This window comes from Nakamurella flava (genome assembly GCF_005298075.1).
Classification (GTDB): Bacteria; Actinomycetota; Actinomycetes; order Mycobacteriales; family Nakamurellaceae; genus Nakamurella; species Nakamurella flava.
Genome location: NZ_SZZH01000001.1, coordinates 1,307,989 through 1,319,266, shown reverse-complemented (window position 1 = coordinate 1,319,266; position 11,278 = coordinate 1,307,989). Strand labels below are relative to the sequence as shown.

At 73.4% G+C, this 11,278-nt stretch carries 8 protein-coding genes; 7 read left to right on the top strand and 1 reads right to left on the bottom strand.

The features are described from left to right. Positions 1 to 78 precede the first annotated feature (78 nt). Positions 79 to 684 (bottom strand): helix-turn-helix domain-containing protein, encoded by a 606-nt coding sequence (locus FDO65_RS05920; protein WP_137448470.1) that lies wholly within the window; start codon positions 682 to 684, stop codon positions 79 to 81. Positions 685 to 741: 57 nt separating this feature from the next. On the opposite strand from FDO65_RS05920, the gene FDO65_RS05915 reads away from it, so the two are divergent. The 7 genes from FDO65_RS05915 (at position 742) to FDO65_RS05885 (ending at position 11,278) form a co-directional block, all read left to right on the top strand. Further along, a complete protein-coding gene (locus FDO65_RS05915) occupies positions 742 to 2,178 on the top strand; it encodes an aldehyde dehydrogenase family protein (RefSeq protein WP_137448469.1) in 1,437 nt (478 codons plus the stop codon). Positions 2,179 to 2,272: 94 nt separating this feature from the next. Then, positions 2,273 to 3,739, top strand: a complete 1,467-nt coding sequence (locus FDO65_RS05910) for a bifunctional phosphatase PAP2/diacylglycerol kinase family protein (RefSeq protein WP_240757451.1) — start codon at positions 2,273 to 2,275, stop codon at positions 3,737 to 3,739. Positions 3,740 to 3,797: 58 nt separating this feature from the next. Then, complete coding sequence (locus FDO65_RS05905; protein ID WP_137448468.1) at positions 3,798 to 4,094, top strand: acylphosphatase; 297 nt, start codon at positions 3,798 to 3,800, stop codon at positions 4,092 to 4,094. Positions 4,095 to 4,231: 137 nt separating this feature from the next. Then, the gene (smc, locus tag FDO65_RS05900) at positions 4,232 to 7,888 is read left to right on the top strand and encodes a chromosome segregation protein SMC (protein ID WP_137448467.1); all 3,657 of its coding nucleotides are present in this window, start codon (positions 4,232 to 4,234) and stop codon (positions 7,886 to 7,888) included. A 10-nt stretch (positions 7,889 to 7,898) separates the two neighbouring features. After that, positions 7,899 to 9,014 carry a hypothetical protein gene (locus tag FDO65_RS05895; protein ID WP_137448466.1) on the top strand — a complete coding sequence of 372 codons (1,116 nt, stop codon included), beginning with the start codon at positions 7,899 to 7,901 and terminating at the stop codon, positions 9,012 to 9,014. Positions 9,015 to 9,246: 232 nt separating this feature from the next. Further along, the gene (locus tag FDO65_RS05890; protein WP_137448465.1) at positions 9,247 to 9,999 is read left to right on the top strand and encodes a hypothetical protein; all 753 of its coding nucleotides are present in this window, start codon (positions 9,247 to 9,249) and stop codon (positions 9,997 to 9,999) included. A gap of 100 nt (positions 10,000 to 10,099) precedes the next feature. Beyond that, entirely contained in the window at positions 10,100 to 11,278 is a 1,179-nt protein-coding gene (locus FDO65_RS05885; protein WP_137448464.1) for an MFS transporter, read from the top strand.

The following is an 11,278-nucleotide window of genomic DNA, read 5'->3' as shown; positions in this document are numbered from 1 at the left end:
CGGGCGCGCGACGACGGCGGCGGTCGCGGGAGGGGCGGTGGGAGGACTGTGCAGGGGCCGCCCCGTAGGGGCGGTCGGTCACCAGCTCGGGGGAGTCGACACCCACACGGCGTCAACGGTTTCCGTGCCCCGGTTGGCGAACCAATGGGGGACGGTGGAGGAGAAGCGGATGGAGTCGCCGGCGTCCAGTCGGTAACTCGTGTCCCCGACGTGCACGTCGAGGGAGCCCGAGAGGACGATTCCGATCTCTTCGCCGTGGTGCACGAAGGGGGTGGCGCTGGTGTCATGACCGGGGAGTGCGCGGACCCAGGTCGCTTCCAGAGCGCCGTTGAGGTCGGGGGTCAGCATCTCGTAGACGCACAGGTCGCCGGGGATGCCGTGTGAGTCGACCCGTCGTCGTTGGGAGGCGCGGACGACCGGGCTGGGGGTGTTCTCGATCAGCATCAGACGGCCGACGGGGACGTTGAGTCCATGGGCGATCTGCACCAGGGTCGCGAAGCTGGGGTTGCCTTTTCCGCGTTCCAGTTGACTGACGAGTCCGACGGACAGCTGGCCGCGGTCGGCGAGCTGCTCGAGGGTGAGTCCCGCTTCCTTGCGGAGCTGACGGACGGTCGCGCCGATGGCGGCGACCATCACGGTGAGGTTGGGAGCTTCCTGGTCGGTCACTCCCGGGGCCGTGGTCATGGTGGAACTATAGTGAAGATCTTCACTCTGTCAACGGTTTGCCCTAGGGTCGCCATCATGACGACCACCGCAGCGGCCCCGGCCGACACCACCACGTACGACACGGATCTCGTCCTGGCAGCGGCCGATGCCGCGGCGCCGGTCCTGGCCGCGCAGGAGGGCGCCGAACGGGCGCGCTGGATGCGGACCGTCGCTGCGGCGGTCGACGAGCACCGTGCTGAACTGCTCGATCTCGCCGTGGCCGAGACCTGCCTACCCCGGGCGGCGCTGGACGTCGAGGTCACCCGGACGGTCTTCCAGTTGCAGCACCTGGCCGACCGGGCAGCGTCCCCGGAGCTCCTGGACCTGGTCGTCGAGGAGGCCGATGCCGACTATCCCGTCGCGCCGCGTCCCGCCCTGGTGCGTGCGGCCCTGCCCATCGGCCCGGTCCTGGTGTTCACGGCGAGCAATTTCCCCTTCGCGTTCTCCGTGGTCGGCAACGACACCGCCTCGGCCTGGGCGGCGGGTTGTCCTGTGGTGGTCAAGGGCAACCCCGGGCATCCGCAGCTGTCCCGGCGGACCTTCGAGGTGGCCGTCGCCGCCCTGCGGAAGGCCGGTGCCCCGGACGGCACCCTGGGTCATCTGACCGGCGTGGCCGCCGGGACAGCCGCCCTGGTCGACGGCCGGATCCGGGCCTGCGGTTTCACCGGCAGTCTGGCCGGTGGCCGGGTCCTGTTCGACCTCGCGGTCGGCCGACCCGACCCGATCCCGTTCTTCGGTGAGCTCGCCTCACTCAACCCGGTCTACGTCACTCCCGCCGCGGCCCAGGCCCGGGTGGCCGAGATCGCCGCCGGGTTCGCGGCCAGCGTCACCGGACGCGGCGGTCAGTTGTGCACCAAGCCGGGGGTGTTGTTCGCTCCGGCCGGCAGTGGACTGGCGGCCGCCGCCGCGGCCGCTATGAGCCCGGACGACGTCGACCTGCTCACCGACCGGATCGCACACGCCTACCAGGAGGGGGTGAAGGCGCTAGCGGCCCTGCCCGGGGCGACGGTCCACGCCGGGGGTGCCGCCACCCAGGCGGCGCTTGTCACGATACCGGCGGCCGAGATTCTCTTCGGCGCAGTGACTCTCGAGGAGTGTTTCGGCCCGGCGGCGGTGGTGGTCGAGTACGATGACCCCGCTGACCTGACGGCGTTGGCCGACCGGATCGACGGCGCCCTCACCGCGACGGTGCACGGGGAGCCCGCCGACCCGGTCGCCGCCGCCCTGGTGCCGGCCCTGACCGAACGGGTCGGCCGGGTCATCTGGAACGGCTGGCCGACGGGCGTCGCCGTGACGCGGGCATTGCACCACGGAGGTCCCTACCCGGCGAGCACCGCACCGTCCTCCACTTCGATCGGCGCCGACGCCGCCCGCCGCTGGCAGCGTCCGGTCACCTTCCAGAACTGGCCGGCCGCGTTGCTGCCGGGCCCGGTGCGCACGGCCCTGACCCGGAGTGCCGGTCGCCGGGGGTGACACGGCGCGGGCGGCGGAGGTCCCCGCTCGGTCGGGGTGACCGGAAGGCCCCCGCCGCCCGGGCCGCTCTGGTGCGGGTTCGTAGAGTGCGGGGGTGAACCCCACCTCCCCGTCGCTGTGGTCGGCGGTGGCCCGGCGTCTGCCGGCCGTCGACGGCCCCCTCGCCCGCACCCCCGCCGAGCTGCCGTCTGCGGAGTCGCGGACCGTCGACAGTGCCCTGCGGGCCCTGACGACGTCGGCCAATCACGGCCGGCTCTGGCTGGGTATCGGGATCGTGGGGGCCCTGGTGCCCGGCCGCACCCGGCGGGCCGCCCTGCGTGGCATCTCCTCGTTGGCCATCGCGAGCTTCACCTCGAACGCGATCCTCAAGCCGATCATCGGTCGGCGCCGCCCGGAGATCGAGCGGACGGCGATGGGCCGGCGGATCGAGCGCCGCCCGTGGACGTCGTCGTTCCCGTCCGGTCACTCGGCGTCGGCCGCCGCCTTCGCGACCGGCGCGGCGCTGGAACTGCCGCTCTCGGCGCTCGGCCTGGGGCCATTGGCTGCGGCCGTCGCCTACTCGCGGGTGCACGTCGGGGTTCATCACCGCTCCGACGTCGTCGCCGGTGCCGCCGTCGGCGTGGCTGCCGCCCTGCTGGGCAAGCGGCTGTGGCCGGTCAAGCCGACCTCGCCGGCGTTGATGGCCGCGGGCGACGCCCCGGCCCTGCCACAGGGCGAGGGCCTGACCGTCGTCGTCAACGCCCGGTCCGGGAGCAGCGACGGCGCCGCTGACGCCCTCCGTGCGGCCCTGCCCGCCGTGCGGATCGTGGAGTGGGACCCGGACACCGACCTGGCCGACGCGCTGCCGGCCGAAGGTGAGGGCAGCCTGCGGGCGCTGGGGGTGGCCGGCGGCGACGGCACCGTCGCGTCGGTCGCCGCCATCGCCCACGACCGTGGCATACCGCTGGCCGTGTTCCCGGCCGGCACGTTCAACAACTTCGCCAAGTCCATCGGAGCGCTCACCGTCGAGCAGATGGCGAGCGCGGTCGAGGAGGGCCGCGCCGGGATGGTCGACCTCGGCTTCCTCAACGGCGCCGCCTTCCTCAACACCGCCAGCGTCGGGACCTACCCGGAGATGGTCGACCGGCGCGACCGCTACTCGCAGCGGATGGGAAAGTGGCCCGCGACGGCCCTGGCCGTGTTCCGCACCCTGCGGCACACCGCGCCGTGGCAGGTGACGATCAACGACCGCAAGTTCAAGGTGTGGATCGTCTTCGTCGGCAACGGCCGCTACACCCCTCGGGGACTGACCCCGAGCTGGCGGGATCAGCTGGCCGGGGGAGTACTGGACGTCCAGTTCCTGCGGGCCGACCGACCGCTGTCCCGCACCCGCGCCGTCCTGATGTCGTTCATCGGGTTGCCCCGCTTCAGCGGGGTGTACGAGGCGGTGGAGGCCGGCCGCGTCCGGATCCAGCTCCCGGAAGGGCCCCGCCCGGTGGCCCACGACGGCGAGACCACCGCACCGGTCGACCGGTTGGACATCCAGATCTCCGACACCCGGCTCACGGTGTACCGGGGCTGACCGTTCGACCCGTCACGTCTCTGACCCCGGCACCCCCGACCCCTCGAGGAGCAGCACGATGAGCGAGCCGACCCGCGATCCCGCAGCACCGGCCCGGTTGACCGCCTGGGTGCACGGGGTCGTCCAGGGGGTCGGGTTCCGCTGGTGGACCCGGACCCGGGCCGGCGAACACGGCCTGGCCGGGTACGCCCGCAACCTGGTCGACGGCCGGGTCGAGGTGGTCGTCGAGGGACCCCGGGCCGACTGCCAGGCCCTGCTGGACGATCTGCGGGGTCCCCGCACCCCGGGGTCGGTCGACACCGTCGTCGAACGGTGGGACGAGGCGCGGGGGGCCACGGGCTTCGGGGTGCGCTGAGCCTGCACCCCGGGGCCGCCCGGAGCCGGTAGCGTGCGACCGGACGTACCCGCCGGCCCCGGCATGCTCCGCGTGGCCGACGGTCGCCGGGGGGCGCCGAGCCGGCCGAACAGAACGGACAGGGGGACGACCGCCGCATGTACCTGAAATCCCTGACCATGAAGGGGTTCAAGTCCTTCGCGTCGTCCACCACGCTGCGCCTGGAGCCGGGCATCACCGCGGTCGTCGGGCCGAACGGCTCCGGGAAGTCCAACGTCGTCGACGCCATCGCCTGGGTGCTGGGGGAGCAGGGCGCCAAGGCGCTGCGCGGCGGCAAGATGGAGGACGTCATCTTCGCCGGCACCGCCGACCGGCCGCCGCTGGGCCGGGCCGAGGTGACGCTGACGATCGACAACTCCGACGGCGCGCTGCCCATCGACTACACCGAGGTCTCGATCACCCGCCGGATGTTCCGGGACGGCGCCGGGGAGTACGAGCTCAACGGGAAGGCCTGCCGGCTGCTGGACATCCAGGAGCTGCTGTCCGACTCCGGCATCGGCCGGGAGATGCACGTCATCGTCGGGCAGGGCCAGTTGGACGCCGTGCTGTCGGCCCGGCCGGAGGACCGCCGGGCGTTCATCGAGGAGGCCGCTGGCGTCCTCAAGCACCGCAAGCGCAAGGAACGGGCCCAGCGTCGCCTGGACTCGTCCCAGGCGAACTTCACCCGACTGTCGGACCTGCTCACCGAGATCCGCCGGCAGCTCGGACCGTTGGGCCGGCAGGCCGCGGTGGCCCGTCGGGCCGCCGGGATCCAGGCCGACCTGCGGGACTCGCGGATGCGGCTGCTGGCCGACGACATCGCCCAATTGACCGCGCAGATCGCCAAGGACGCCGTCGACGAGCAGGCCCTGGACGAGCAGCGGGACCGGATCACCGCCGCGCTGACCGAGGCCACGGCCACCCGGGAGACGGCGGAGGCCGCGCTCAAGGAGGTGGCGCCGGCCCTGCAACGGGCCCAGGACACCTGGTTCGCCCTGTCCGCCTTGGCCGAACGGTTCCGCGGCACCGTCTCGCTGGCCGCCGAACGGTCCCGGCACCTGTCGGCTCCGCTGCCGAACGCCGGATCCGGCCGGGAGCCCGAGGAACTGGAGGCGGCGGCCGAACGGGCCGAGATGGACGAGGAGGCGGCCGAGGCGGCCCGCGAAGGGGCGCAGGAGACGGTCGACGCCGTCGCCGCCGAACGCGGTGAACTCGAGTCGATGCTGCGCACCGCCGAGCAGGAGCTGCTGTCGGCCAGTCGGGCGATCGCCGACCGGCGCGAAGGACTCGCCCGGTTGGCCGGTCAGGTCCAGGCGGCGCGCTCCCGGCTGTCGGCCGCCGACGACGCGGCCGCCCGGCTGGCCGGCGCCATCGCCGAGGCCGCCGGCCGGGCGACCACCGCCGAGCAGGAGTTCGCCGGCCTGCAGGGTTCGGTCGGCGACCTCGACTCGTCCGAGATCGGGCTCGACGCCGACCACGAGGACGCGGTGGCCGCGTTGGAGGCGGCGCAGGCCCGGGTGTCCACCCTGACCGAGGAGCTGCGCGCCGCCCGGGCGCAGGACGCCGAGTTGGGGGCCCGGATCGACGCCCTGCGGCTCGGACTGGATCCGAAGGACGGGCGCGGCGCCGTGCTGGGTGCGACGGACCGGTTGACCGGCGTCGTCGGTCCGGTCTCCGGTCAGCTGAAGGTGGCCGCCGGCGCGGAACGGGCGGTGGCCGCCGCGCTCGGCCCGCTGGCCGACGCGATCGTGGTCACCACGGTGGCCGACGCGGCGGCCGCACTGCGGCTGCTGCGGGAGTCCGACGGCGGACGGGCCGGCCTGATGGTCGAGCAGGCCCCCGGATCGGGCGAGGCCTCGGATCGCCCGGACCTGCCGGCGGGCGCCCGCTGGGCCCTGGACCTGGTGACCGCGCCGGAGCGGCTGCGGACCGGGGTGGTCGCGGCGCTGGCGGGGGTGGCCGTCGTCGACGATCTCGACGCCGCCCAGGCCCTCGTCGCCGCCCAGTCGGCGGTGCGCGCGGTCACCGCGGACGGGGACCTGATCGGCGCCGGCTGGGCGGCCGGTGGCACCGACAGCGCCCAGTCGACGCTAGAACGCCAACTGGCGGTCGACCGGGCCGAGGAGCAGCGGACCCATGTCCGCGCCACGGTCGCGGCCGCCGAGGCCGCGCTGGCCGGAGCGACGGCCGAAGTGGGCCAGCGGCAGTCCGAGGCCACGGCCACGCTCGCCGCTCTGCACGACTCGGATGCCCGCATGTCGGCCGTCGAGGAGCAGTTGAACCGGCTCGCCGGTGCGGCCCGCTCGGCCAAGGCCGAACTTTCCCGGCTCGAACAGCAGCGGGCCGCGGCCGACGCCGCCCGGACCGAGAACCGCCAGGCGGTCGCCGATCTCGAGGCCCGTCTGCACGCCGCGCAGGCCGATTCCGAGGACGAGTCGGAGGAGCCGGACGCGAGCCGTCGGGACGAACTCGCCGATCGCACGGCAGTCGTGCGACAGCGGGAGGTCGAGGCCCGGCTCACCCTGCGCAGCGCCGAGGAACGGGTGAGGGCCGTCGCCGGCAAGGCCGAGGGGCTGCGGCGGACCGCGGCGATGGAGCGTGCCCGGCGGGCCCGGGCGGCCGCCGAGTCCGCGGAACGGGAGCGGCGCCTGGCCGTGGCGCGCCGGGTCGTGACCGACGGCGAACGCATCCTGGCCCGCCTCGAGCAGTCGCTGGCGCAGGCCGAGCAGCGTCGGGAGCAGGCCACCGCGCGGCAGGCCCAGGCCCAGCAGGCCGCCGCCACCGCCCGTGGTCAGGTCGCCGAGCTCCAGGCCGACCTCGACCGGCTGACCGGCGCGGTGCACGCCGGCGAGGTGGTCCGGGCCCAGCAGGCCGTGCGGGCCCAACAGCTCGCCGAGCAGGCGCTGGCCGACTTCGCCGTCAGCGCCGAGGATCTCGTCGCGTCCCACGGCCCGGACGTGCTCGTGCCGCCGACCGCGGAAGAGGTCGCCGAGTACGAATCGGCCCGCGAGCGCGGTGAACAGGTCAGCGCCCCACCGGCGATGCGGTTCGACCGGCCCACCCAGCAGCGGCGGGCCAAGCGGGCCGAACGCGACCTGACCACCCTGGGCAAGGTCAACCCGCTGGCGCTCGAGGAGTTCGCGGCCCTGGAGGAGCGGCACGCGTTCCTGTCCACCCAGCTCGAGGACCTCAAATCGACCCGCAAGGAACTCCTGGCCGTCATCAAGGAGGTCGACGAGAAGATCCTCGAGCTGTTCACCTCGGCCTACTGGGACGTGGAACGCGAGTTCAAGACGGTCTTCGCGACCCTGTTCCCCGGCGGTGACGGCGAGCTGGTCCTGACCAACCCGGACGACATGCTGCTGACCGGGATCGAGGTGAACGCCCGGCCGCCGGGCAAGAAGGTCAAGCGGCTCTCGCTGTTGTCCGGCGGCGAGCGGTCACTGACCGCCGTGGCGCTGCTGGTCGCGATCTTCCGTGCCCGGCCCAGCCCGTTCTACGTCATGGACGAGGTCGAGGCGGCTCTGGACGAGGTCAACCTGACCCGGCTGGTGGGCCTGCTGACCGAGCTGCGCGACTCGTCTCAGCTGATCATCATCACCCACCAGAAGTTCACGATGGAGGCCGCCGACGCGCTGTACGGGGTCTCCATGCGGGGCGACGGCATCACGGCGGTCATCAGCCAGCGCATCCGGGAACGCCCGCCGGCCGGGGCCGCCTCCGACCCGGCCACGGCACCGGACGAGACCGCCGCGGCCGTGGCCTCGTCGGCCTGAGCGTGCCGACATGCTGACCGTCCTGGCCGCCGCGGCACCCACGCTGCACGACACGGTCAGCCACGTCACCGCCGGTCTGCCCGATCCGTTCGGTGCCGTTCTGCATCAGCTGTCCACGGCCGCCCCGGCCGCCACCGACGCGGCGCCGCCGACGGTGACGGTCACCGTGACGGTGCCGACGGATGTCGGAGCCGCCGACGACGGGTCGGACGACGCGGCCATCGAACTCGCCGACGGGATGAGCAACGGGGAGATCGCCTGGGCCATCTTCGTGGCGATCGTGTCCGGCGGGCTGGTGTCGCTCGGCCCGGGTCTGTGGGTGTTCCTCGGCATCCTGACCTCGTTCCTGGTGACCCGGGCGGTGACCCGGTTCATCCGTCACCGCGGCGCGACCGGCGCCCCGGCCACGGGGCCGGTCAAGGACATCGTCATCGGCGGGGTGCACGTGCACCACCAGGTGTTCGGCATCGTCACCATGTTCGTCACCGGCCTGCTGGCCCTGGTCACCACCCCCGGGGACGGGGTGGCGGGCGCGCTGTTGGCCCTGGTCTTCGGGGTCGGGGTGGGCCTGGCGTTCGACGAGTTCGCCCTGTGGGTGCACCTGGACGACGTCTACTGGAGCGACAAGGGCCGCAAGTCCATCGATGCGGTGGCGGTGGTGCTGGTGGTCGCCGCCTCGGCGCGCATCGTCGTCGACTTCGCCCTCATCGGCGAGGGTCTCGACGATGCCGGCGACTATGTGGGCTGGGTGTGGGTGCTGGTCGCCGTGGTGTTCGGGCCGGCGCTGGTCTGCTTCCTGAAGGGCAAGTGGATCACCGGCGCCCTGGGCTTCCTGTATCCGCCATTGACCTGGGTCGGGTCCCTCCGCCTGGCCAAGGAGCGGTCGTGGTGGGCCCGGCACCTGTACGGGCGGCGGCGACGGGCTCGGGCCAGGGTCCGGCACGAGGGCCACGAGCGCAGGATGGATCGTCTGCGCGACCTCGTCGGCGGTTCGATCACGCCGGCGGCCGCGTTGTCGGAGACGGTGGCCGAGGCGATCCATGCCGCGACGACCCCGGTCGCGCAACGACCGGACGCCGGGGGAGTGCCGCCCGGGCCCGGTGGGCCGCCGACCGACCGCTCCTGAGGCGGCTGCCCGGGGTGCTGGCACCACCCGGTCCGGGTGGCCAACCGACCGGTTCGCGGACGGCGACGGTTCGGGGTATCGACCCGCCGTCCGGTCGCTCTGGTCAGCTGCCGGTGCCCGAGAGGGGCCGGTGCCGGTGAGGGGGTCGTCCCGCCCACCGGGTGCGGTCGGTGGCACCGACCGTCTCTCCTCTCGGGGACCGGCGTCCCCGCCCTGACGTGAAGGCTGCCCGATGACGTTCTCCACCGTTTCCCTGCGCGTGTTCACCGCCGGTGTGGCCCTGGCCGCGGCCTGCGGTCTGGCCGCCTGCGGCGGCACCACCGCGGGTACCGCGGCCCCCGCCCCCGCCCCCGCGACCGTCACCGTCACGGCGTCGAGCTCCGCTGCGTCGGCGTCCACCTCCGCCCGACCCGGCGGAGACTCGTCCGGCAGCGCGTCGACCAGTGCCCGGCCGACGCGGCCGAGCAGCACGCCGTCGGCGGAGCCCTCCGAGTTCGAGACGGTGGATCCCACAGTCGATGTCGGTACCGTCGATCAGGCCACCGCCGTCTGGCTGGACACCGCGTGCACCGATCTCACGACCTTGCTGCCGGTGCTGCTGGCCGTCCCGACCCTCGACCAGACGACGACGCCGGTGGAGGAGTTCCGCACCGCCTACCGTGACTACTACGCCACCGTCGCCGATACCGCCCTGCAGGTCAACGGCAACCTGGTCGGTATCGACCCGCCCGCCGTCACCGACGGACCCGCCCTGCACGAGGCCTACCAGTACTACCTCAAGCGGCTGGCCGACATCACCGGGAGCGGCTCGATCGCCATCGACGAGGCGACCGACATCGCCGGCATCCAGGCTGTTGTCGAGCAGATCCAGTTCGAGATCGACGGCCTGAGCCAGGAGGACATCGGCCTGAACAGCCTGTCCGGAGCCGAGTTGCAGCAGTACATGAAGCAGATCCCGGCGTGCTCGGAGTTCGTCACGTCCTGACGTGCGGCGACGGAGCCCGACCACCCGGGCCGGGCTGCATTCCGTCTCACTAGTTGAGACAAAATGCTCAATATGTGGACTGCGGAGTAGCGTCCCGGGTATGTCAGCCAGTTCCCGGCGCTGGATCGTCCTGGCGGTCGGCGTCTTCGCCCAGACGGCCGCCTGCGCCTTCGTCTACGGCGTGCCGTTCCTGGTGCCCACCCTGCGGGACCAGCTCGGGCTGTCACTGGCCGGGGCCGGCGGCTACGTCGCCGCTCCGACCATCGGGCTTTTGGTGACCCTCATCGCCTGGGGCGCGGCCGCCGACCGGTACGGCGAGCGTCGCGTGCTCGTGACGGGCCTGGTGATCACGGCCCTGTCACTCGGACTGCTGGCCATCACGCAGCCCGGCGGCCACGGCGCCGTCCTCGTCCTGCTCGGTGCCGGCGGCGCGGCCGCGGCGTCGGTTTTCGCCGCCAGCGGCCGGATGATCATGGGCTGGTTCCCGCGGGCCGAACGCGGTCTGGCCATGGGTATCCGGCAGACGGCGACCCCTCTGGGCGTGGCGGTCGCCGGCCTGGCGCTGCCCGGTCTGGCCCAGCGGACGGGAGCGATCGCTGCTCTCCTGCTACCCGCCGGGTTGTGTCTGCTCGCCGCCGTCGCGGTCCTGGTGGCGGTGCGGGACCCGGCCCGGCCCGCCCGGTCCGAGGTGGCGTCGGCGGGATCGCCCTACCGGCAGCCCGTGCTCTGGCGGGTGCACGCGGCCAGTGCGCTGCTGGTCGTCCCCCAGTTCGCGTTCAGCGCCTTCGGTGCCGAGTACCTGGTCCGCCAGCAGGGATGGGGAGTGGCGGCCGCCGGTGCGTTCCTGGCCGCCGTCCAGATCGCCGGCGCACTGTCCCGGATCGGAGCGGGTATCTGGTCGGACCGCGTCGGATCCCGGTTGCGGCCCATGCGCCTGCTCGCCATCGCCGCGACGACGGTGGTGCTCGCGTTCGCGCTCGGTGACGTGATCGTTCCGTGGCTGGCCGTGGCGGCGCTGGTCGTCGGCGGGATCGTCACGGTGGCCGACAACGGTCTGGCCTTCACCGCGGTCGCCGAGATCGCCGGCCCCTTCTGGGCCGGTCGGGCCCTCGGCATCCAGAACACCGGGCAGAACGTCGCAGCATCGCTGACGCCGATCGCCCTGGGGGCGCTCATCGGGATGGCCGGCTATGCCGCCGGTTTCGTGGTGGCGGCCGCCGCACCGCTGATGGCCGTGGCGGTCACGCCCGTACGGGGCGAGCGGGCCCCGACCTGGTGA